Here is a 23,199-nt window from a genome sequence, read left to right on the forward strand (position 1 = left end):
AAGACCATGAACGATGTGAAAGCCTGGTATCAGTCCCGCACCGTCTGGGGCGCGCTGATCGCGATCCTCGCCTCCTTCGCCCACGCGCTGGGGATCGAGGTGACGGCGGGCGACGAGGGCGAACTCGCCGACCTGATCGTCGCGGCCGTCGGCGTCGTGGGTGGGCTCGTGGCGCTGATCGGCCGTCTTTCGGCACGCCGGCGCGTCGGCTGACGCTTTGCGGAAAGTCTGCCCGGCATTCATTTGCCATTCAGCGAGGATCGTTTATTGCTTGCGTCACACTGATGAGCACCTGAAAGTATGTCGATGGCCTCGCCAATTCTCATAACCGCACTTGCGGCCAGCCTGATGCACCCGGTCCCGTTCGATGCGGGCATCCAGCGGGATGTCGTCTCGGTTTCGGGCGACTGCAGCAATGCGGCTGCGCAGGTGGTGGCCCAGACGGGCGGCGAACTGCTCTCGGCGGAGCCGAGCGGCGACAGCTGCGTGGTGACCGTGCTGGTGCCGGGCAAGGACAATGCCCGGCCGCGCAAGGTGACGGTACGCGTACCGATGTAAGACCGTCGGGCCAGCCGGCCCGGCGAGGGGATTGCTGATAGAAAGAGGGCGCATGCGAATCCTGGTGGTCGAGGACGACGTCAACCTGAGCCGACAGCTCAGCGAGGCCTTGAAGGAGGCCGGCTACGTGGTGGACCAGGCTTTCGATGGCGAGGAAGGGCATTATCTCGGCGACACCGAGCCCTATGATGCGATCATTCTCGATATCGGCCTGCCGGAAATGGACGGCATCACCGTATTGGAAAAATGGCGCGCCGACGGCAAGGGCATGCCCGTGCTGCTTTTGACGGCCCGCGACCGCTGGAGCGACAAGGTGGCCGGCATCGATGCCGGCGCCGACGACTATGTCGCCAAGCCTTTCCATGTCGAGGAGGTTCTGGCCCGCATCCGCGCCCTGATCCGCCGTGCGGCGGGCCATGCCAGCCCCGATATCGTCTGCGGCCCGGTGCGTCTCGATACCAAGGGTTCGAAGGCGACGGTCAACGGCGAGACGCTCAAGCTGACCTCGCACGAATACCGGCTTCTCTCCTACCTCATGCATCACATGGGCGAGGTCGTCTCGCGCACCGAACTGGTCGAGCATATGTACGACCAGGATTTCGACCGTGATTCCAACACGATCGAGGTCTTTGTCGGCCGGCTGCGCAAGAAGATCGGCGTCGACCTGATCGAGACCGTGCGCGGCCTCGGTTACCGGATGCAAGCCCCCGCCAATGGCAAATAACGCCAGACGCTCCCGCTCGCTCACCTTTCGCGTCCTTTTTCTCGCCTCCCTCTGGGCCGCGGTGGCGCTCGTCGTCATTGCCGTCGTCATCTCGACACTCTACCGGCAGAGCGCGGAGAAGAGTTTCCGCGACCTTCTGCGCGCGCAGCTCTACAACGTCATCAACTCGATCTCGACCAGCGAGAACACGCGTCTGGCCGGCACGCCGCAGCTCGGCGACCTGCGGTTCTTCCAGCCGCAATCCGGCTGGTACTGGATCGTCGAGCCGATCGGCGGCGCGCTGGAGGGCGAGGCGCTGACCTCCTCCTCGCTCGGCACGGGCAGCATTCCCATCCCCGACACCGACAGCATTCCCTTCGACACCCGCTACGAGCGCTTCTACACGACCATCGATTCCTTCGGGAACGAGGTCGAGGTGGGCGAGACGGAAGTGGTGCTCGACGACGAGGGCCGTACGGCGCGTTTTCGCGTGGTCGGCAACCGCGACGTGCTGGAAAGCGATATCAGCGATTTCTCGGGCAGCCTTTATCTGGCGCTGGCGGGTTTCGGCGTCGGCAGCCTGCTGCTCAACGCGGCGGCGATCCTGATCGGTCTTCGGCCGCTCGACCGCGCCCGAAAGGCCCTGGAAAAGATCCGTGCCGGGGAGAGCGAGCAGCTCGACGGCGATTTCCCGCGCGAGATCCTTCCGCTCGCCAGTGAGGTGAACGCGCTGATCGACAGCAACCATCGCATCGTGGAGCGGGCGCGCATGCAGGTGGGCAATCTCGCCCACTCGCTGAAGACGCCGATTGCCGTTCTTCTCAACGAATCGCGGCTGATCGCCGCGCCGCAGGGCGAACTGGTCAAGACGCAGGCCGAGGCGATGCAGGGCCAGGTGCAATCCTATCTCAACCGCGCCCGCATCGCCGCCCAGCGCGAATCGGTGCTGGCCCGGACGGAAGCGCTGCCGGTGCTGGAGCGTCTGGTGCGCGTGATGCGACGGCTGAATGCCGACAAGCAGTTTCCCCTTCATGTCGATCCGCCCGGCATCATGCTGGCGATGGAGCAGCAGGACATCGAGGAAACCGTCGGCAACCTCCTCGAAAACGCCGCGCGCTATGCCAGAACCACCGTCAGCCTGCGCGTCGTCATGGCGCCGGCCGATCTGCGCGGGAGCGACGATGCGCGCAAGAGCTGGGTCATCGTCGAAGTCGAGGATGACGGGCCGGGCCTGGAGCCCGACGAGATCCGCGAGGCGATGAAGCGCGGTAAACGGCTGGACGAAAGCAAGCCGGGCACCGGCCTCGGCCTTTCCATCGTCAGCGAGATCGCGTCGGAATACCAGGGTGTTTTCGGACTGTCCCGCGGCGAGGGCGGCGGGCTTCTCGCGCGTCTCGTTCTGCCTGCCGTTACAAAGGATGTTGCCTGACACGGCGGACAATGCAACAAGGGATGGTCCGCGATATGAGGATCGCGGAATTGAAGAATGACGGCGGCGTGCCGCCCTTGTGTGAGAGACGGTTCCAGCGGATGAAGACGGGTTTGCGCGGCGCCTTTTTCCCCCTCCTTCTGGCGACAGTGACGGTTTCGGGATGTACGACCACATCGGGTGGAAAGACTGCCCTCGGCGGCTCGTCATCCGGCGGCCTTTCCGGTCCTGGCACCTATATCACGGCCCTTCAGGGCGGCCTTGTCAGCCGCAACACGGCGACACAGCTGTCGAAAGCCGATATGCAGCGTGCGCTCGAGGCCGAATATCGTGCGCTTGAAGCCGCCCCCGGCGGCCAGCCCGTCGTCTGGCAGGGCAAGGGCGTCAGCGGTTCGGTGGTCGCGGCCGCGCCTTACCAGGTCGGCTCGCAGAACTGCCGGCAGTACAGCCACACGCTGACGGTCGAGGGCCGCGAAACCGCCACGCGCGGTGCGGCCTGCCGCAATCCCGAGGGTGCCTGGACGCCCTTGTCCTGAGCCTGACGGCCCGTTGCGGCGAAACGCCTCAAATTCGCGTCATTGTTCCCTGGGGAATTGGAAACGCCTGCATGTTCCAGTAATGGAACGGGCATGCTTTTCTGGATTCTCGTCGCCATCCTGACGGCAGCGGTCGCCGCCGTCCTTCTCCTGCCCCTGCTGCGCCGGCCTGCGGCCGCCGCGGGCGACGCCAGCCATGATGTCGAGGTCTACCGCGACCAGCTCGAGGAGCTGAAGCGCGACGAGGCCACCGGGCTGATCGCGGTGAACGAGGCGGAACTCGCCCGCGCCGAAGTCGCGCGCCGGCTGATTGCGGCGAGCAAGGCCGAGGCGAAGGAACAGGCAGCCCCCGCGACGCGCCGCAACCGGCTGGCGCAGGCCTTCGTCATCGTGATCCTGCCCCTCACCGGTCTCTGTCTTTACATCGCCAACGGCCGGCCGGACCTGCCGGCGCAGCCGCTGGCGGAGCGTCTCGCCAATCCCGGAAACGACGTCAATATCCTGATCGCGCGGGCGGAAAGCCATCTGGCGCGCAATCCCGACGACGGCGCGGGCTGGGATCTGCTGGCGCCGATCTATTACCGCAACGGACGCATGGAAGACGCGGCCAACGCCTTCTCGCAGGCGATCCGGCTGCTCGGCCCCAACCAGGAGCGGCTCGACGGCTATGCGGAAACGCTGATCGCCCAGGCGAACGGCATCGTGACGGCGGATGCCCGCGCGCGGCTCGAACAGTCGCTGGCGCTGCAGGCCGACAATCCGCGTGCGAAATATTACCTGGCGCTGGCGCTGGAGCAGGACGGCCGCCGCGCCGAGGCCCGCGCCGCCTTCGAGGCCATGGCGAAGGACGCCCCGGCGGACGCGCCCTGGCTGCCGCTGGTCAACCGGCATATCGCGGCGCTCGCCGGGGGCACGGAAACCGCGCCGGGCGGCGCGCTCGGCAATCCCACGGCGGGCGACGTGGCGGCGGCGGAGGAAATGTCGGCCGGCGACCGCCAGCAGATGATCGCGGGCATGGTCGACAGCCTTGCCGCCAAGCTTGCCGACGACCCTGACAATCTCGAAGGATGGATGCGCATCATCCGTTCCTATGTTGTGCTGGATCAAAGGCCGAAGGCGGAGGCCGCGCTACAGACGGCGCTCAAGACGTTCCCGGCGGACAGCGAAAACGGCAGGCAGCTCGTGGCGCTCGCCCGGGACCTGTCGATCTCGACCGGGGGAGGCGGACAATGACACGCAAGCAAAAGCGTCTGGCGGTTATCGGCGGTGGCGTCGCCTTTCTCGTGGCGGCCGTGCTGCTCGTGATGTTCGCCTTCAGCCAGTCCATCGCCTATTTCTATGTGCCCGGCGATCTGGCCAAGGCGAGCGTCCCGCCCGGCACGCGCATTCGCCTCGGCGGCCTCGTCGAAGACGGCACGGTCAAGCGGGGCGAAGGATCGACCGTTACCTTCACGGTGACGGATACGCTGGCGACGGTGCCGGTGACCTATACCGGTATCCTGCCCGACCTGTTTCGCGAAGGGCAGGGCGTGGTGGCCGAAGGCGCCTTCGGCACCGATGGGCTGTTCGTCGCCGATACGGTGCTTGCCAAGCATGACGAGACCTATATGCCGAAGGACGTGGCCGACAGGCTCAAGGCGCAGGGCGTGGAACTCTCCGGCAAGGAAACGATCAAATGATCATCGAGCTCGGCCATTATGCTCTCATCCTGGCGCTGGCGACCGTCATCATCCAGGCGGTGCTGCCGCTCATCGGGACGATCCGCAACGACCGTGCGCTGATGGCCGTGGCGCCGGCCGCGGCCTTTGCCGGTTTCCTGCTCGTGCTGTTTTCCTTTTCGGTGCTGACCTTCGCCTATGTCGTTTCGGATTTCTCCGTCGCGAATGTCTGGGAGAACTCGCATTCGCTGAAGCCGATGATCTACAAGATCTCCGGCGTGTGGGGAAACCATGAGGGCTCGATGCTGCTCTGGCTCCTCATCCTGGTCTTTTTCAGCGCGCTGGTCGCAAGCTTCGGCGCCAACCTGCCCGAGCGGCTGCGGGCCAATGTGCTGGCCGTGCAGGGCCTGATCTCGACGGCCTTTGCGCTCTTCATCCTCCTGACGTCGAACCCCTTCATCCGCCTGTCGCCGGCGCCCGCCGAGGGGCAGGACCTAAACCCGGTCCTGCAGGATATCGGCCTCGCCATCCACCCGCCGCTGCTCTATCTCGGCTATGTCGGCTTTTCCGTCTGTTTTTCGTTTGCCATCGCCGCGCTGATCGATGGCCGCATCGATGCGGCCTGGGCGCGCTGGGTGCGGCCCTGGGCACTCACCGCCTGGTCGTTCCTGACCGCCGGCATCGCCATGGGTTCCTACTGGGCCTATTACGAATTGGGTTGGGGCGGCTGGTGGTTCTGGGATCCGGTGGAGAATGCCTCGTTCATCCCCTGGCTCGCCGGCACCGCGTTGCTGCATTCGGCGCTCGTCATGGAAAAGCGCGAGGCGTTGAAGATCTGGACCGTGCTGCTCGCCATCCTCACCTTCTCCATGTCGCTGCTCGGCACCTTCCTGGTGCGCTCGGGCGTGCTGACCTCGGTGCACGCTTTCGCGACAGACCCGACGCGCGGCGTCTTCATCCTGGCGATCCTCGTCTTCTTCATCGGCGGCGCACTGTCGCTCTTTGCCTTCCGCGCGGCGACCCTGAAGGCCGGCGGCCTGTTCGCGCCGATCTCGCGCGAGGGCTCGCTCGTCCTCAACAACCTGATCCTCACCACGGCCGCCGCGACGGTGCTGACGGGCACGCTCTATCCCCTCGTGCTGGAGGCGCTGACGGGCGAGAAGATTTCCGTCGGACCGCCGTTCTTCAACCTGACCTTCGGCCTGCTGATGCTGCCGCTCCTGCTGGCGGTGCCGTTCGGTCCGCTGCTGGCCTGGAAGCGTGGCGATATGCTTGCGGCAGGGCAGCGGCTGTTTGCGGCTGCCGCGATCGGCCTCGTGGTGGCCGCGGCGGTGATGTACGCCCATAGCGGCGGGCCGGTGCTGGCCTATTTCGGCGTCGCCATCGGCTTTTACATGATCGCCGGCGCGGTGACGGACCTGTGGCTGCGCGCCGGTATCGGCAAGGTGGCCGGCAATGTCGCGTTCCGGCGCTTCGTCGGCCTGCCGGGCTCGGCGTTCGGCACGGCGCTCGCGCATATCGGCGTCGGTGTCACGGTCATCGGCATCGTCGCCGTCACCGCCTTCGAGACCGAGCATGTCGTGGAAATGAAGCCGGGCATGCAGGTCGAGGCCGGCGGCTTCACGCTGACCTTCGACGGCATGCGCCGCGGGCAGGGGCCGAACTATTCCGAGGAATCCGGGCACTTCACCGTGGCCCGCGGCGGCACGGTCGTCACCGACATCTGGTCGTCGAAGCGGTTCTACACGGCGCGGCGCATGCCGACGACGGAGGCGGGCATCCGTACGTTCTGGTTCAGCCAGCTCTATGTTTCGCTCGGCGATGCCATGGCGGACGGCGGCATCGTCGTGCGGGTGTGGTGGAAGCCGATGATCCTGTGCATCTGGATCGGCACGCTCATCATGATGGCGGGCGGCGCGGTCTCGCTGTTCGACCGGCGCCTGCGCGTCGGCGCGCCGCAAAAGGCGCGCAAGGTAAAGCCGGCCCTGGAGGCGGCCGAATGATGCGCCGCCTGCTCGTCGCCGCCGCGTTCCTGCTTGCCGCGTTTCCGGCCTTTGCGGTCAATCCCGACGAGGTGCTTTCCGATCCGGCGCTGGAAGCGCGCGCCCGGGCGCTGTCCGCCCAGCTTCGCTGCATGGTCTGCCAGAACCAGTCGATCGATGATTCGAATGCCGAACTCGCCCGCGACCTGCGCCTTCTGGTGCGCGAGCGGCTGACGAATGGCGACAGCGACGAGGCCGTCATTAATTATGTCGTCTCGCGCTACGGCGAATTCGTGCTGCTCAATCCGCGCCTGCGTGGCGAGACGCTCCTCCTATGGGGCGCGCCGATCGTGCTGTTTCTCGCGGGTGCGGCGGCCATGGTCCTCTTCGTGCGCAAACGCGGCGGCAAGCCCACGGGAACGCCGCTATCCGATGCCGAAAAGGCCGAACTGGATCGCGCCTTGCGCCGCGACTGAGCGGATTTCCCAACATTACGAAAAATTCATGCGGCGGATAGTGTGCCGTAATGTGCGACCGCCTATCTCTTCTTCATCGGCTGCCTGGCGCAGCCCCTGAAAGAAGAGAGAAGGTGCACAGAATGGCCAAGATTTCCGCGTTCCGTCCGAGCCTCAAGGCCGCGTTGCAGACGACCACCGTCGCAGGGCTTGCAGCCGTCATGCTCGCGACCGGCATCCCCGCGCGCGTTACCGAAAGCTATGCAGAAGCCGTTTCCGTCCAGGCGCCGCAGGTTGCGAGCTTCGCCGACGTCGTTCAGGCCGTTTCCCCGGCCGTGGTTTCCGTCCGTGTCGAATCTGATGCCAAGCCGTCCAATGACGAGAGCAATTTCTCGTTCAACTTCGGCGGTCGCGGCTTCGACGAACTTCCCGACGACCACCCGCTGAAGCGCTTCTTCCGTGAGTTCGGCGGCCAGGATCAGTTCCGCGGCGACCGTGGACCCGACCGTCGCTTCGGTGACCGCCGTGGCCCGGGCCGCAAGCCGCATCTTCGCCCGACCGCACAGGGCTCCGGTTTCTTCATCTCCGAAGACGGCTATATCGTCACCAACAACCACGTCGTCAGCGATGGCTCGGCCTTCACGGTCGTGATGAACGACGGCACCGAGCTGAAGGCCACGCTCGTCGGCAAGGACAGCCGCACCGACCTCGCCGTGCTGAAGGTCGATGAGAAGGACAAGCGCAAGTTCACCTATGTCAGCTTCGCCGACGACAGCCAGATCCGCGTCGGCGACTGGGTGGTGGCGGTCGGCAACCCGTTCGGCCTCGGCGGCACCGTGACGGCGGGCATCATCTCCGCCCGCGGCCGTGACATCGGCTCCGGCCCCTATGACGACTACCTCCAGGTGGACGCCGCCGTGAACCGGGGCAATTCGGGTGGCCCGACCTTCAACCTCAACGGCCAGGTCGTCGGCATCAACACCGCCATCTTCTCGCCGTCGGGCGGCAATGTCGGCATCGCGTTTGCGATTCCCGCGTCGGTCGCCAAGGGCGTCGTCGCCAACCTAATGAAGGACGGCAAGGTCGACCGTGGCTGGCTCGGCGTGCAGATCCAGCCGGTTAGCCGCGACATCGCCGATTCGCTCGGCCTGGCGGATGCCGCCGGTGCCCTCGTGGTCGAGCCGCAGGCCGACTCGCCCGGTGCCAAGGCCGGAATCAAGAAGGGTGACGTGATCACCGCGCTCGAAGGCGAACCGGTCAAGGATCCGCGTGACCTCGCCCGCCGCGTCGCCGATATCGCACCCGGCAAGACGGTCGATGTCGCCGTCTGGCGCGATGGCAAGTCGCAGACCATCAAGGTCGAGATCGGTACGCTCGCCGGCGAAGCCATCGCGGCGGCCACGACCACGGATGACGCTGCTCCCGCAGAGGAATCCAGTGAACAGGCGCTCGCCGATCTCGGCATCTCCGTCACGCCCGGCAATGACGGCCTGACCGTCTCCTCGGTCGATCCGGACTCCGACGCCAGCGATCGCGGCTTGAAGGAAGGCGACCGCATCACCTCCGTCAACAACCAGACGGTCAAGTCCGCGGACGAGGTGATGAAGGTGATCGAGGCCGCCCGCAAGGATGGCCGCTCCAAGGCGCTGTTCCAGGTCGAGACCAAGGACGGCAGCCGCTTCCTGGCGCTCCCCATCGACCAGGGCTGACCGGCTCCGTAAATCATCGCATTGACGGCGCCGCGGGATCGCACGATTTCGCGGCGCTGCCGTATCCGGCGCGTGCTGCTGGTAAAGCCCGCCGAACATGCTGTAAGGTTCCGCCATGAAGTTATTGATTGTGGAAGACGATCTGGAAGCAGCCGCCTATCTCGCGAAGGCCTTTCGCGAGGCCGGCATCGTTCTCGATCATGCCAGCGATGGCGAGAGCGGCCTCTTCCTGGCCACGGAAAACAGCTACGACGTGCTGGTCATCGACCGCATGCTGCCGCGGCGTGACGGCCTTTCGCTGATCTCCGAGCTGCGCCAGCGCAACATCCACACGCCCGTGCTCATCCTGTCCGCGCTCGGGCAGGTCGATGACCGCGTGACCGGCCTGCGCGCCGGCGGCGACGACTACCTGCCGAAGCCCTATGCCTTCAGCGAGCTTCTCGCCCGCGTGGAGGTCCTCGGCCGCCGCAAGGGCACGCCGGAACAGGATATGGTCTACCGGGTGGGCGATCTCGAACTCGACCGTCTGTCCCACACCGTCAAGCGCGCCGGCAAGGAAATCCTGCTCCAGCCGCGCGAGTTCCGTCTGCTCGAATATCTCATGAAGAATGCCGGGCAGGTGGTCACGCGCACCATGCTGCTCGAGAACGTCTGGGATTATCATTTCGATCCGCAGACCAACGTTATCGATGTGCATGTCTCGCGGCTGCGTTCGAAGATCGAGAAGGATTTCGACCAGCCGCTGCTGCGCACCGTGCGCGGCGCGGGCTATATGATGAAGGAAGAGGCGGCGGTCTGATCCCATGCAACGACTGCTTGGCCGGCTGACTGCCCTCTACCGCACGACCGCCGTGCGCCTTTCGGCGGTTTATCTCCTGCTGTTTGCCGCCTGCGCGGCCGTTCTTGTCTTCTACGTTTCCTCCATGTCCGAAGGCCTGCTGCAACAGCAGATGCGCGAGGCCGTGGGGCAGGAGGCCGAGCAGATCGAGCGCATCTTCGACAACAACGGCATGAACGGCCTCCTGCGCACGCTCGAGCGGCGCGCACGCCAGCCGGGCGCCAATCTCTACATCATCGCAAGCCCCACCGGCGAGGTGCTGGCCGGCAACGTCGCCTCCATCCAGCCGGGCGTGCTGGACACGGAAGGCTGGACGGAAACGCCCTTCCGCTACCAGCGCTATCAGGAGGAGACGCGCGGCACCAACCGTCCCATGGCCTATGCGCAGGTCAACGTTCTGTCGAACGGGCTTCGCATCCTTGTCGGCCGCGACCTCGGCGAGCCCGAGAACTTTCGCAAGCTGGTGCGGCAGGCGCTGATGGTGGCGCTGGGCGTGATGGGCGTCGGCGCGCTCGCCATCTGGTACCTCATCGGGCGCAACGCGCTGAAGCGCATGGACCGCATGTCGGATGCCAGCCAGCGCATCATGGCCGGCGATCTGTCCCAACGCCTCCCCACCAGCGGATCCGGCGACGAATTCGACCGTCTTTCCGAATCGCTCAACACCATGCTCGGCCGCATCGAGAAACTCGGCGAGGGGCTGAAGCAGGTTTCCGACAACATCGCCCACGACCTCAAGACGCCGCTGACGCGGCTGCGCAACAAGGCGGAAGCGGCGCTTGCCGGTGGGGACCGGGCTGATCACCGCGCGGCACTGGAGGAGATGATCGGCGAATCCGACCAGCTCATCCGCACCTTCAACGCTCTCCTGATGATCTCCCGCGTCGAGGCCGGTCAAGCGCCGGCGGAAATGAGCGCGGTGGATATCAGCGGCATCGCACATGACAGCGCCGAACTCTATGAGCCCGTCGCCGAGGATTGCGGCCTGAAATTCACGACAGACATCGCAGACGGTATCGAGGTCAAGGGCAATCGCGAGCTTGTCGGTCAGGCGCTCGGCAATCTCATCGACAACGCGATCAAATATGCCGAGGGCAGCGGCGGGGAGCCGGATATCCGAATCTCGCTGGCAAGGCGGGACAACGAGGTCGTGCTTGCCGTGGCAGACAGCGGCCCGGGCGTACCGGAAGACAAGTATGGCGACGTCGTCGAACGCTTCGTGCGCCTCGATGCCAGCCGCTCGAAGCCCGGAACGGGGCTCGGCCTGTCGCTCGTCGGGGCGGTCATGGAAATGCACCACGGCCGCCTGGAGCTGGACGCCACCCATCCCGAACGGGAAAACAACCGTGGCCTGACGGTCAGAATGGTTTTCCCCGTCCTGCCGGACTGATACATCTCCTCCTCAAAAGGCGAGGAGACATCATGACTGTAACGACGGCAACGCGGCTATCCGATCTTGCGGCCTCTCCCATCCGGCCCCTGAGCCAGACGGATGCCAAGTCGGTCCTGTCCGATCTCAAGGACTGGGGCCGCGATCACCCGACGATTGCCGGCCTTGCCGCCACCGAAGGTCCCCTCAAGGACTTCATCGTCGCGGCATTCTCCCTCTCCCCCTATCTGCGTGACACCGCCCGCATCGATCCCGCCCTCTTGGCACGCGCGCTGGAGGAGCCGGTTCTGCCCGCCATCGAGGCGGCCATTGCCCGCGCCCGTAAAGCCTGGCAGCCGGGCGAGGGGGAGATGACGGAGGCGGTGCTGATGACGCGGCTTCGCGTCGCCAAGCGCGAGGTCGCCTTCCTCACCGCGCTTGCCGATCTCGCCCGCATCTTCGATGCCCGCCGGACGACGGCGCTTCTGACGGAGCTCGCCGAAGCCACCACGTCGGCGGCGATCGATCATCTGCTGCTGTCGGCCCATGAAAGCGGCAAGGTGAAGCTGCCGGACCCCGCCCATCCCGGCGAGAAATCCGGCCTCATCGTGCTCGGCATGGGCAAGCTCGGTGCGGCGGAACTCAACTACTCCTCCGATATCGACCTCGTCGTCTTCTTCGATCCGATGGCCGACATCGCGACGGATCCGACGGAGGCGGTGGAGACGTTTTCCCGCCTCGTGCGCCGCCTCATCCGCATCATGCAGGAGCGCACGGCCGACGGTTACGTTTTCCGCACCGACCTGCGCCTGCGGCCCGATCCCGGCGCCACGCCGCTTGCGATCTCCTTCGATTCCGCCATGCTCTACTACGAGAGCCGCGGCCAGAACTGGGAGCGCGCCGCCTTCATCAAGGCCAAGCCCGTCGCCGGGGACATCGAGACCGGCCGCAACTTCCTCAAGGGGCTCGTTCCCTTCGTTTTCCGCAAGTATCTGGACTATGCGGCGATTGCCGACATCCACTCGATCAAGCGGCAGATCCATGTCCACAAGGGGCATGGCGAGATCGCCGTGAAGGGGCACAACGTCAAGCTCGGCCGCGGCGGCATCCGCGAGATCGAGTTCTTCGTGCAGACCCAGCAGCTGATCGCCGGCGGCCGCGTGCCCGCGTTGCGCCTGCGCGCGACCGAACCGATGCTCGCCGAACTCGCCAAGGCCAACTGGATCGACGAGGCAACCGCCGACGAGCTGACGGAGGCCTACTGGTTCCTGCGCGACGTCGAGCACCGCCTGCAGATGGTGCGCGACGAGCAGACCCACACCCTGCCCGAGACCGAAGCCGAGCTGAAACGCATCGCCTTCATGCTCGGCTTCGAGGACACGGCGCACTTCTCCGACAAGCTGGTGTCCGTGCTGAAGACCGTCGAGCGCCGCTATGCCGCCCTGTTCGAGCAGGAGGCGAAGCTGTCGTCGGAGGCTGGCAATCTCGTCTTCACCGGCCAGAAGGACGATCCCGATACGCTGGAGACGCTGAAGAAGCTCGGTTTCGAGCGCCCCGCCGACATTTCCCGCACCATCCGGACCTGGCATTACGGCCGCTATCGCGCCACGCAGTCCGTCGAGGCGCGCGAGCGGCTGACGGAACTGACACCGGAACTGCTGCGCGTCTTCGGCCAGAGCAAGCGGGCCGACGAAGCGCTGCTGCGCTTCGACAGCTTCATTTCCGGCCTGCCGGCCGGCATCCAGCTGTTCTCGTTGCTCGGCAACAATCCCGCGCTGCTCTCCCTCATCGTCAATATCATGTCGTCCGCGCCGCGCCTTGCCGAAGTGATCGCGGCAAAGCCGCATGTCTTCGACGGCATGCTGGATCCCGGCCTTCTGGCGGAATTGCCGACGCGCGCCTATCTCGCCGATCGCATCGAGGGCTTCGTCTCGGGTGCGCGCCACTATGAGGAAACTCTCGACCGCCTGCGCATCATCGCCGCTGAGCAGCGCTTTCTGATCGGCATCCGCCTGCTGACGGGCGCGATTACCGGGAAACAGGCGGCGCGCGCCTTCACCCATGTCGCAGACCTTATCGTCGCGGCGGCGCTGAAAGCGGTGCTCGACGAGGTCGAGGCGGCGCACGGCAAGTTCCCGGGCGGGCGCGTGGCGCTCGTCGGCATGGGCAAGCTCGGCAGCTTCGAGCTGACGGCCGGCTCCGACATCGACCTCATCCTTCTCTATGATCACGACAGCGACGCCTTCGAGTCGGATGGCGTAAAGCCGCTCGACAACATCAAGTACTTCACCCGCATCACCCAGCGCCTGATCGCGGCCCTTTCCGCGCCCACGGCGGAGGGCGTGCTCTACGAGGTGGACATGCGCCTGCGGCCCTCCGGCAACAAGGGCCCGGTCGCCACCCGCATCACATCCTTCGCAAAGTACCAGGCCGAGGAGGCTTGGACCTGGGAGCACATGGCGTTGACCCGCGCGCGCCTCCTCTGCGGCGATGACAGTCTGGTGGCCGAGGCGGGAGAAATCTTCCGTGGCGTGCTGGGCCGCAAGCGCGATGTCGCCAAGACGGCGAAGGACGTGGCGGAGATGCGCACGCTCATCGATCAGGAAAAGCCGCCGAAGGACATCTGGGACCTCAAGCTCATCCCCGGTGGCCTGATCGATATCGAGTTCATCGCCCAGTTCCTCGCGCTGGTCGCCCCGGCGCGTGGCGCCGCCCAACCGGATAAGGCGCTTCCGACCTGGGAGGCGCTTGCCGAACTCGGCCACGCCATGATGGATCCGAACGACCTGGAGACCGTGCAGGGCGCGCTGTCGCTCTATACGGAAATCTCGCAGATCGTGCGCTTGTGCGTGGATGGCGGCTTCGATCCGAAGGAGGCGCCTGCCGGGCTCATCGATCTCGTCTGCCGGGCGGGCGAGTGCCCGGACCTGCGCACGCTGGAGGCGGAAATCCGCCGTGTCTCCAAGGCGGTGCGCAAGATCTTCCAGGCGACGGTCAAGGGCTGACCGTCGCGCCCGTCAGGCCGCCGCCAGATGCAGCGCGGCGAGCCGTTCGCGGTCGGGAATGCGCACGGAGATGATCGTGCCCTTGCCCTCGTCGGAGCGGATGCGCATGGCGCCGCCGTGCAGGCGGGCGAGCGAGCGCGAGATGGCGAGGCCGAGCCCCGAACCGCCCTTGCTCTTGGCGTACTGGCTCTGCACCTGTTCGAAGGGCTGGCCGATCTTCTGGAGGGCGGATTTCGGAATGCCGATGCCCGTGTCGGCGATGGTCAGCGTGACGGCGCCGTTCACCCGCCGCGCCCGCACTTCCACCTTGCCGCCCTCGTTGGTGAACTTCATGGCGTTCGACAGGAGGTTCAGCAGGATCTGCTTCATCGCGCGGCGGTCGGCCACCGTGACGAGGTTGCCGGGGCAGGCCTGCTCGACCGTGATGTTCTTCTTCTCCGCTTGCAGCATGGTGAGACGCAGCGTCTCCTCGATCAGCGGCGCCAGGTCCACCGCCTCGCAGCTGATGCGCATGTGCCCCGCCTCGATCTTCGACATGTCGAGAATGTCGCTGATGACGTTGAGCAGGTGCTTGCCGCTTTCGTGGATGTCGCGGGAATACTCGCGGTACTTGTCCGAGCCGATCGGGCCGAACATCTGGTTCTGCAGGATTTCCGAGAAGCCGAGGATGGCGTTGAGCGGCGTGCGCAGCTCATGCGACATGTTGGCAAGGAATTCCGACTTGGCGCGGTTCGCCGCCTCGGCGCGTTCCTTCTCGGCCTGATAGTTGGCGTTGGCGAGCGAAAGCTCGGTCTTCTGCCGCTCCAGCTTGGCGCGCGAGGCCGAGAGGTCGCCGATGGTCGCCATCAGGCGGCGCTCGGATTCGCGCAGGCGCACCTGGTGGCGCTTCATCATGGTGATGTCGGTGCCGACGGAGACGCGTCCGCCGTCGCGCGTGCGGCGCTCGTTGATCTGCAGCCAGCGTTCGTCCGCCAGCTGCACTTCGGTGGTCTGCGAGACGCCGGTGCCATCGGAATCGGCGATACGCCGCTCGATGACGGGGCGGGCGGCCGCGGCATTCACCACGGCGCGCTCCGTGCCGGGCACCAGCACCTCGTCCGGAAGGCCATAGGCCTGCTGGTAATGCGCATTGCACATGACGAGCCGGTCGTTCTTGTCCCACAAAACGAAGGCTTCCGACGTGCATTCGATGGCGTCGGCAAGCCGCTCGTCGGCCTCCTGGTAGCGCTGGGCGAGGCGGTGCTGTTCCGTCACGTCCATGGCGATGCCGATCATGTGCATGCGGCCGGAGGACATGCGGATGAGCTGGGCGCGCGCCCGCATCCAGACATAGTGTCCGTCGGCATGGCGCATGCGGAAGACCTGGTCCACCTGCTTGGCCTCGCCGCAGGCAACCGCGCGCGCCACCTGGTAGATGCCGTCGTCGTCGGGATGCATCAGCCGCGCGGCGTCCCCGAAGGACAGCACGCTGTCGCGGGCGGGCATGCCCAGCATCTCGTACATCGAGCTCGACCAGAACAGCCGGCGATTCTCCAGGTCGAAGTCCCACAGGCCGCAGCGGCCGCGTGCCAGCGCCGTTTCCACCCGCAGGTTGGATTCCGCGAAGATGGCATCGGCGTCGCGCGCGCGCTTCGCCTGGATGTAATAGGCGTAGAGAATGACGAGCAGGATCGCCGAAATCCCGGTGAAGAGCGTCACGTTCAGGGCAATCTCGTCGCGCCAGAAGAGCGCGGTCTGGCCCAGCGGATTGGCCACCACGATGAAGCCGCCCTTGCGCGGCATTTCCACGAGCGAAGCGTAATAGTCTTCGCCGGCGATACGCGTGCGGAAGACGGTGGCGGGATCGCCGAAATACTGGATGGCGGCAAGCTCGGGCGAGAAGCGCGCGAGCGACTGGCCGACATAGCGCGAGGCCGCCAGCGAGCTGCCGAAGACGCGGCCATTTTCCGCAACGAACAGCACGATGCCGCCCGGCTGCATGCGATCCTGCGGCAGGTTGACGGACAGCGTCGCCTCCACCGCCATGCGGTCGGCCTCGGCAAGGCTTTGCGCCATCTTGCCGGAGAAGGCGGCGCCGACGGCCAGCGCCGTCAGCGAGGTCGTGTCGCGCACGCTCGTTTCCATCCGGTCATGTTCGACCAGAATGCCGACGACCCGCGATATCGCCACGACAAGCAGGAATGCAATGATCAGGATCGGTATCGACCGCTTCAGCACGGGCTCCGCCCGTGACAGACGCCGTGCGGTCGGCCCCGCGAAAATCTTCGCTGGCCCCGTCGCCTCGCATTTCCAGGCCGCCATTCCCGGAAATTTGAGACGAGTCCACCCGCCGGCTGCGCGTCCTCGTTGCGCGTCCGCCATAGTCTTCAAACCTTTGTAACCCTCTCGTGATTCGGCGCGCCGCTCGCCCGAATCTGCCCTAATGAATCAATTGTGATTCGGCTTGTCCATAGAAAAGGTAAAACTTTTTTAACCATTTTTGACGGGTGCGATTTCGCAGTCCGGACCGGCACTTAAGCGCCGCTTTGGCCGCTGTCGGGCCGCCATCGCATGCTGTCCTGCGTGCGCCATTCCTGCAAGAGCTGGGCGCGCCGGCGGGGATGGCGGCTCTCCAGAAGCGTGATCTCGCGCATGCGGTCGGTGCGGAAATGCCGGAAGTCGTTGCGCGCCTCGCACCAGGCGACCAGCATGCGCGTCTCCTCGAAATAGCCGAGCGCGACCGGCCAGACGACCCTGTCCGTGAAGGTGGCGGCGGCGTCCGCATAGGCGAGCCGCAGCTTGCGCTCGCGACGGATGGCGCTGCGCAGCAGCACGAGATCAACCACTTCCGCATCCACCACCCGTCGCGGCCCCACCAAAAGCGCCGTGTTTTCCAGCTCGTCGCGCAGCTCCGCCGGCAGCACGGCGGAAATCTTGGCAAGCGCGTCCGATGCCGCCTTGGTCATCGGCATGTCGGCGAACTTCTGCACCCAGCGGAAGCCGAGCATCAGCGCCTCCAGCTCGCTTTGCGAGAACATCAGCGGCGGCAGCATGAAGCCGGGGCGCAGCACATAGCCGACGCCCGGCTCGCCCTCGATGTCGGCGCCCTGTGCCTGCAGCGTGGCGATGTCGCGATAGAGCGTGCGAATGCTGACGCCAAGCTCGTCCGCGAGCGTCGCGCCGCTCACCGGATGCCGGTGGCGCCTGAGAAGCTGGAGAAGGGCAAGCAGTCTTTCGGAACGGGCCATGGCACGATACTGCCATTTTCTGGCAGCGGTGTCGCCTAGTATCCTTTCGTCAACACAGCGAAAGGACGCGTTCCATGACCTCTCCCAACCTCCTGATCCTCTATGTCGAGAATGCCCTTGAAAGCGCTCGGTTCTACAAGATGATCTTCGGCACGGCGCCGCTCATCCAGTCGCCGGGCTTCGTATCGTTCCGGTTCGATAACGGTCTCGGTCTCGGGCTGTGGGCGACCAGCTCGTCTGAATTCGTTTCGGGCGGCACGGGTCACCGCGGCGAGATCGCCATCGTCGTCGATGAGGATGCGCAGATCGACAGGCTGCATGAGGAATGGAGCGCTGCGGGCGTTGCCATCGAGCAGCCGCCGTTCACGGCCGCCTTCGGCCGCACCTTCGTCGCGCTCGACCCTGATGGCCACCGCATCCGCGTTTGCCCGCCGGACAAGTAAGCGAAGAGGGCTCAGCCCTTCAGCATGCGCTCCACGATGTCGGAGACGTCGGAGGAGAGCTTCTCGCCCGCAGCGATGGTGCGCAACGCGTTGCGGGCGTGATCGGACCGGACCGCCTCCAGCGCGCGCCAGGAGCGCATGGAGGTCAGGATGCGTGCGGCGAGCTGCGGGTTCTTCGGGTCGATCTCCAGGATCTGCTCGGCCAGGAAACGGTAGCCCGCGCCATCCGCCCGGTTGAAGCCGGTCGGGTTGGAGAAGGCGAAGGTGCCGACGAGCGCGCGAACGCGGTTCGGGTTCGACTTGGTGAAATGCGGGCTCGTCATCAGCGCCTGGACGCGGGCAAGCGCCCCGTCGCCCGGAATGGTCGACTGGATGGCGAACCACTTGTCGATGACGAGCGCATTGTCCGCAAAGCGGGCGCGGAAGGATTCAAGCGCCTCCGCCGTTTCCGTCGCAGCCGGGAAGCGATGCGCCAGCACCGTCAGCGCGGCGCTGAGGTCCGTCATGTTGTCGGCGCTCGCGAAGGCCTCGGCCGCACGCGCCGGCGTGCCGTCGCTGACGGCGAGATAGGAGAGGGCGGCATTGCGCAGCGCACGCTGCCCCGCATTTGCGGCATCCGGCGTGAATGCGCCTTTCGTGCGGTGACGTTCGAACAGCGTCGCGAAGACCTCGGCGCCGCGATTGGCGATGAAGGCCAGCACGGCTTCGCGGCCGGTGCGGATGGCATCGGGATCGTTGTTGCTGCCCAGTTCCCGGGCGATATCGGATTCCGACGGCAGCGCCAGCGCCTGCGCACGGAAGGCGGGCTCCAGGCTTTCGTCGCCGGCTATGGCGATCAGCGTATCGGCAAGCATTGCGCTCGTCTCGACCGTCTCGCCGGCGCGCGCCTTGCTCGCCGCCTCGACGAGGCTCGGCAGGGCTAGATCATTCAGCGCCTGCCAGCGCGAGAAGAGATCGCTGTCATGGCGCGCGATATGGGCGAGATCGGCCGGCGCCTGCTCGAAATGCAGGTTGACGGGCGCAGAGAAACTGCGGTTCAGCACCAGGACCGGACGCGACGGAATGCCGGAGAAGGTCACCGTCTGGCGACGCTCCTTCAGGTGCAGCACATCGCCGGTGATATCGGCCCCGCTGACGGCGGCGACCTTCGCCTCCGAACCATCCTCCAGCAGCAGGCCGAAGCGCAGCGGGATATGCATCGGTTCCTTGATGCTCTGGCCGGGCGTCGGCGGGATCATCTGCTCCAGCGACAGCGTGAATTCGCCCTTCGCCTGGTCGTAGGCGCAGGAAACGCTGACGAGCGGCGTGCCGGCCTGATGATACCAGAGCGAGAACTGCGCGAGGTCGACGCCGTTGGCGTCCTCGAAGCACTTCACGAAGTCTTCGATCGTCGCGGCATCGCCGTCGTGGCGCTCGAAGTACAGGTCCATGCCCTTCTTGAACCCGTCCTTGCCGACGATGGTCGCGATCATGCGCGTCACCTCGGAGCCCTTCTCATAGACGGTCGTCGTGTAGAAGTTGTTGATTTCGCGATACTTCGTTGGCCGCACCGGATGGGCGAGGGGGCCGGCATCCTCCGGGAACTGCTCCGATTTCAGGTGGCGCACCTCCGCGATGCGCTTGACCGGGCGCGAGCGCTGGTCGGCGGAGAATTCGTGGTCGCGATAGACCGTCAGGCCTTCCTTCAGGCACAGCTGGAACCAGTCGCGGCAGGTGACGCGGTTGCCGGTCCAGTTGTGGAAATATTCGTGGGCGATGATCGCCTCGATATTCGCATAGTCCTGGTCCGTCGCCGTTTCCGGATCGGCCAGCACGTATTTGTCGTTGAAGACGTTGAGCCCCTTGTTCTCCATGGCGCCCATGTTGAAGTCGGAGACGGCGACGATCATGAAGATGTCGAGGTCGTATTCGCGGCCGAACACCTCTTCGTCCCACTTCATGGAGCGTTTCAGCGCGTCCATCGCATAGGCCGCACGCGCTTCCTTGCCGTGTTCGACATAGATCTTCAGCGTCACCTCGCGGCCGGACATCGTCGTGAACGCGTCCTCCACGACGCCGAGGTCACCGGCGACGAGCGCGAAGAGATAGGACGGCTTGGGGTGCGGATCGAACCAGGCCGCGAAGTGCTTGCCTTCGCCATAGCCGGCGCCACCGAGGAAGTTGCCGTTGGAAAGCAGCAGCGGGCAGCTCGCCTTGTCGGCGATGATGTTGACCGTATAGACCGCCAGGACATCCGGCCGGTCCGGGAAGTAGGTAATGCGGCGAAAACCCTCGGCCTCGCACTGCGTGCAATAGACGCCATTCGAGCGATAGAGGCCCATCAACTGGGTGTTGGCCTCCGGGTTGATCATCGTGGTGATGGTGATTTCGAAGGGCTCGCTTGCCGGCAGGTCGCGGATGGTCAGGCTATCAGGCGTGGCGTCATAGCGCGCCGCGTCCATCTCCATCTGGTCGAAGAGCAGGCCGGTCATGACGAGCTCGTCGCCGTCGAGAACCAACGGGGCGGCCGTATCGGCGCCTTCGCGGCGGTGGAAAATCAGGCGCGCCTCGACCTTGGTTTCCGTGGGGTCCAGTTCGAAAGTCAGGTCGACGCGCTCGAGAACGAAGTCAGTCTGGCGATAATCCGCCAGATGGATGATCTGGCCGTTCTCAGTCCGCATGGATATGTCCTGTTCCTATCGCTCCGGCCTGTCCCGCTCGTGCATGACGCGACATCCCGCCGGGCGCATTGCCCCCAAATTCCTCCGATTGATATGCTTATCCGCTTAACATCTCATTTCCACGGAACCGCCGTTCACAACTTTGTGCTAACGTGAGACAGTTTCCAGGCGTCCGCCGGATGGGAAGGCCCTTGGCTGCGCGCAAGCCTTGAGCATTTTTCCGCGACATATCATGAGATTTGATGCCACCGGCCGGCGTGTCCGGCTAGAGTGGCCGCGTCCGGATCGATTCCCGATGCGCCAACCGTCTGACGCCGCGACCTGCCGGTCGCGCAGAGCTTTTCATGGATATGCCGCACCACGACCCCATGCGGGGTATTTTCCTCAAGATCGCCTCGGTGGTGATCTTTCTGTGCATGTCCACGCTGATCAAGGCGGCGGGCAAGGATATGGCGGCCGGGCAGATCACCTTCCTGCGCTCGGCCTTCGCCATGGTGCCGATCATCGTTTTCCTGGCGTTCAAGGGACAACTCGTCGATGCCTTCCGCACCCGCGATGTCATGGGCCACCTGAAGCGCGGTTTCGTCGGCATCCTTGCCATGGGCTTCGGCTTCTACGGCCTCGTGCACCTGCCGCTGCCGGAGGCCATCGCCATCGGCTATGCCATGCCACTCATCGCCGTCGTCATCGCGGCGGTTTTCCTCAAGGAAAAGGTCGGCATCTATCGCTGGTCGGCGGTGCTCGTCGGACTGACCGGCGTCTTCATCATCACGTGGCCGCGGCTGACCCTGTTCCGCGAGGGCGGCGTCGGCTCGGCGGAGGCGATGGGCGCGCTCGCGGTGCTGCTGTCCGCGACACTGGGTGCTGTTGCGATGGTGCTGGTCCGCAAGCTCGTGAAGACGGAGCGCACGCATACGATCGTGCTCTATTTCTCGCTTTCGGCCTCCGTCTTTTCGCTCGCCACGCTTCCTTTCGGCTGGAATGCACTCGGCTGGGAGGCGCTCGGCCTTCTGGCCATGGCGGGCTTCTGCGGCGGGGTCGCGCAGCTCCTGCTGACGGCAAGCTACCGCTATGCCGACGTCTCCACCATCGCGCCCTTCGAATACACGTCGATCGTTCTCGGGCTGGCGGTCGGTTACTTCCTGTTTGGTGATATCCCGACGTCGGCGATGCTGATCGGCACGGCCATCGTGGTGAGTGCCGGCATCTTCATCATCCTGCGCGAACACCGGCTCGGTCTGCAGCGCCGCGCGGCGCGCAAGCACGTCACCCCTCAGGGCTGACGCCACTCCGGCGTCGTCGTGTCTTCCATCGGCTCCTCCGTCGGCGCGTCGGGCTGCAAGGCGGCCGCGGCCGCATCGGCGCCGAGCGGCTGCACCGCCATCGCCTGGAAATCCGTCTTGGCGACGAGGCCGTCGTTTTCCTCGCGGCGGCTGATGCGCCAGGCGGCGTAGGCGCCGTAAAGGGTGAAGTAGAAGGCCAGCACGATAAAGAGCGAGCCGGGGCCGAAACGGTCCATGATCGGCCCCACCATCAGCGGACCGGAAATCGTCCCGAAACCGTAGACGATCATCATGCCCGATGAGACCTCGACATATTCGTCCGGCTGGGCGAGGTCATTGGCATGCGCGACGTTCAGCGCATAGATCGGGAAGATGACCGCACCCACGCAGGCCGCAACCAGATAGAGCACGACCGTCGGTCCGCCGGAAACCGCGGCCATGACGAGGCACGAAAGCGCGCCGAACGCCCCGCAGGCGACCATGACGCGCCGCCGGTCCATGCGGTCGGACGCACGCCCGATGGGAATCTGCGACAGGGCGCTGCCGATCAGCACGGAGGCGAGCAGCGTCGCACCTTCGGCCGTCGTCAGTCCGGTGCGCTGGGTGAACACGCCGCCGAGATTGAGCCATGCCCCGGATAGCGCGCCGGCGAGGAAGGCGCCGATGACGGCGACGGGCGAGCGCCGATAGAGCGTCGGAACGTTGAAGCGCGCCTGCGTCGGCGGGGCCGGCAACGGGGAGGAGGTCAGCGCCGTCGGCAGCAAGGCGACGGAGAAGATGATGCCGCAGAGAATGAACAGCGATGTGTTGGTGGGGTCGCCAAGCGGCACGAGATATTGCCCGCCGATCGTGCCGACCATCGTGGTGATGAGGTAGACGGAGAAGATCGAGCCGCGGTTGTCGTTCGTCACGCGCTCGTTGAGCCAGCTTTCGATGATGAGATAGCTGCCCGCGATGGCAAAGCCCGATACGGCGCGAAACAGCATCCACGCCCGCCAGTCCACCACCAGCGCGCAGAGTAGGATGCCGATGGCGAGAAGCGTGATGAGCGCCACGAACACGCGGACATGGCCGACCAGCAGCACGAATTTCGGCGTGACGATGCAGGAAAGCGTGAAACCGACCGTATAGCCCGTGGCAATCATCGCGATGGTCTGCGTCGACCAGCCCTCGGCGACCGCGCGCACCGGCACGACATAGCTTTGCAGGCCGAAGGCCACCATCATCAGGAGGGTGGACAGCATCAGGCTCAGGATGGAGACAAGGCTTGCCAGCATGGGGGCTCCGCAGAAGGGCATCCGGTTTCAGAATGTCGCTCTATTGCGCCGGCCATGCTCTGTCCAT

19 protein-coding genes are annotated in these 23,199 nt (G+C 65.5%); 15 read left to right on the top strand and 4 right to left on the bottom strand.

Translation table 11 applies throughout. From position 1 onward, the window contains the following. The first annotated feature begins 6 nt into the window (after nt 1-6). From B5M41_RS09645 to B5M41_RS09705, 13 genes are all read left to right on the top strand, one after another. Nucleotides 7-213 (top strand): hypothetical protein, encoded by a 207-nt coding sequence (locus B5M41_RS09645; protein WP_134647551.1) that lies wholly within the window; start codon nt 7-9, stop codon nt 211-213. 93 nt (nt 214-306) lie between these two features. Next, complete coding sequence (locus tag B5M41_RS09650) at nt 307-558, top strand: hypothetical protein (protein WP_134647549.1); 252 nt, start codon at nt 307-309, stop codon at nt 556-558. 52 nt (nt 559-610) lie between these two features. Continuing rightward, nucleotides 611-1,282 carry a response regulator transcription factor gene (locus B5M41_RS09655; RefSeq protein ID WP_134647547.1) on the top strand — a complete coding sequence of 224 codons (672 nt, stop codon included), beginning with the start codon at nt 611-613 and terminating at the stop codon, nt 1,280-1,282. Then, nucleotides 1,272-2,690: an ATP-binding protein gene (locus B5M41_RS09660; RefSeq protein WP_134647544.1), complete on the top strand. Its 1,419-nt coding sequence runs from the start codon at nt 1,272-1,274 to the stop codon at nt 2,688-2,690. The genes B5M41_RS09655 and B5M41_RS09660 overlap by 11 nt, the downstream gene beginning before the upstream one ends. A gap of 101 nt (nt 2,691-2,791) precedes the next feature. Beyond that, on the top strand, nt 2,792-3,226 hold the full coding sequence (locus B5M41_RS09665; protein WP_134647542.1) for a hypothetical protein: 435 nt from the start codon (nt 2,792-2,794) through the stop codon (nt 3,224-3,226). A gap of 93 nt (nt 3,227-3,319) precedes the next feature. After that, nucleotides 3,320-4,459, top strand: a complete 1,140-nt coding sequence (gene ccmI, locus B5M41_RS09670) for a c-type cytochrome biogenesis protein CcmI (RefSeq protein WP_134647540.1) — start codon at nt 3,320-3,322, stop codon at nt 4,457-4,459. Next, nucleotides 4,456-4,905 (top strand): cytochrome c maturation protein CcmE, encoded by a 450-nt coding sequence (gene ccmE, locus B5M41_RS09675; protein ID WP_134647538.1) that lies wholly within the window; start codon nt 4,456-4,458, stop codon nt 4,903-4,905. The genes ccmI and ccmE overlap by 4 nt, the downstream gene beginning before the upstream one ends. Continuing rightward, nucleotides 4,902-6,887: a heme lyase CcmF/NrfE family subunit gene (locus B5M41_RS09680; protein WP_134647536.1), complete on the top strand. Its 1,986-nt coding sequence runs from the start codon at nt 4,902-4,904 to the stop codon at nt 6,885-6,887. The genes ccmE and B5M41_RS09680 overlap by 4 nt, the downstream gene beginning before the upstream one ends. Beyond that, entirely contained in the window at nt 6,884-7,342 is a 459-nt protein-coding gene (locus tag B5M41_RS09685; RefSeq protein WP_134647534.1) for a cytochrome c-type biogenesis protein, read from the top strand. Before B5M41_RS09680 ends, B5M41_RS09685 begins: the two co-directional genes overlap by 4 nt. A 122-nt stretch (nt 7,343-7,464) precedes the next feature. Further along, nucleotides 7,465-9,030, top strand: a complete 1,566-nt coding sequence (locus B5M41_RS09690; protein ID WP_134647532.1) for a Do family serine endopeptidase — start codon at nt 7,465-7,467, stop codon at nt 9,028-9,030. A gap of 115 nt (nt 9,031-9,145) precedes the next feature. Beyond that, nucleotides 9,146-9,829, top strand: a complete 684-nt coding sequence (locus B5M41_RS09695) for a response regulator transcription factor (RefSeq protein WP_134647530.1) — start codon at nt 9,146-9,148, stop codon at nt 9,827-9,829. Between the two features lie 4 nt (nt 9,830-9,833). Then, on the top strand, nt 9,834-11,258 hold the full coding sequence (locus tag B5M41_RS09700; protein WP_134647528.1) for a sensor histidine kinase: 1,425 nt from the start codon (nt 9,834-9,836) through the stop codon (nt 11,256-11,258). Nucleotides 11,259-11,290: 32 nt separating this feature from the next. Beyond that, nucleotides 11,291-14,242, top strand: a complete 2,952-nt coding sequence (locus tag B5M41_RS09705) for a bifunctional [glutamine synthetase] adenylyltransferase/[glutamine synthetase]-adenylyl-L-tyrosine phosphorylase (protein ID WP_134647526.1) — start codon at nt 11,291-11,293, stop codon at nt 14,240-14,242. A gap of 12 nt (nt 14,243-14,254) precedes the next feature. Here B5M41_RS09705 and B5M41_RS09710 read toward each other — a convergent pair whose 3' ends face one another. Together B5M41_RS09710 and B5M41_RS09715 are read right to left on the bottom strand one after the other, a co-directional pair. After that, on the bottom strand, nt 14,255-16,612 hold the full coding sequence (locus B5M41_RS09710; protein ID WP_167718882.1) for a PAS domain-containing sensor histidine kinase: 2,358 nt from the start codon (nt 16,610-16,612) through the stop codon (nt 14,255-14,257). A 143-nt stretch (nt 16,613-16,755) separates the two neighbouring features. After that, nucleotides 16,756-17,469: a helix-turn-helix transcriptional regulator gene (locus B5M41_RS09715; RefSeq protein WP_134647523.1), complete on the bottom strand. Its 714-nt coding sequence runs from the start codon at nt 17,467-17,469 to the stop codon at nt 16,756-16,758. A gap of 74 nt (nt 17,470-17,543) precedes the next feature. Between B5M41_RS09715 and B5M41_RS09720 the strand changes: the two genes are divergently transcribed. Next, nucleotides 17,544-17,912, top strand: coding sequence for a VOC family protein (locus B5M41_RS09720; RefSeq protein WP_134647522.1), 369 nt, complete (start codon nt 17,544-17,546; stop codon nt 17,910-17,912). Between the two features lie 11 nt (nt 17,913-17,923). On the opposite strand, the gene pepN is transcribed toward B5M41_RS09720, so the two are convergent. Then, a complete protein-coding gene (gene pepN / locus B5M41_RS09725) occupies nt 17,924-20,572 on the bottom strand; it encodes an aminopeptidase N (protein WP_134647521.1) in 2,649 nt (882 codons plus the stop codon). 344 nt (nt 20,573-20,916) lie between these two features. Here pepN and B5M41_RS09730 point away from each other — a divergent pair, with 344 nt between their 5' ends. Beyond that, nucleotides 20,917-21,855: a DMT family transporter gene (locus tag B5M41_RS09730; RefSeq protein WP_134647520.1), complete on the top strand. Its 939-nt coding sequence runs from the start codon at nt 20,917-20,919 to the stop codon at nt 21,853-21,855. On the opposite strand, the gene B5M41_RS09735 is transcribed toward B5M41_RS09730, so the two are convergent. After that, a complete protein-coding gene (locus tag B5M41_RS09735; protein WP_134647519.1) occupies nt 21,846-23,132 on the bottom strand; it encodes an MFS transporter in 1,287 nt (428 codons plus the stop codon). The two genes, B5M41_RS09730 and B5M41_RS09735, sit on opposite strands and share 10 nt — an antisense overlap. Between the last annotated feature and the right edge of the window lie 67 nt (nt 23,133-23,199).

Origin of the sequence: Shinella sumterensis (genome assembly GCF_004514425.2) — a bacterium.
Taxonomy (GTDB): domain Bacteria; phylum Pseudomonadota; class Alphaproteobacteria; order Rhizobiales; family Rhizobiaceae; genus Shinella; species Shinella sumterensis.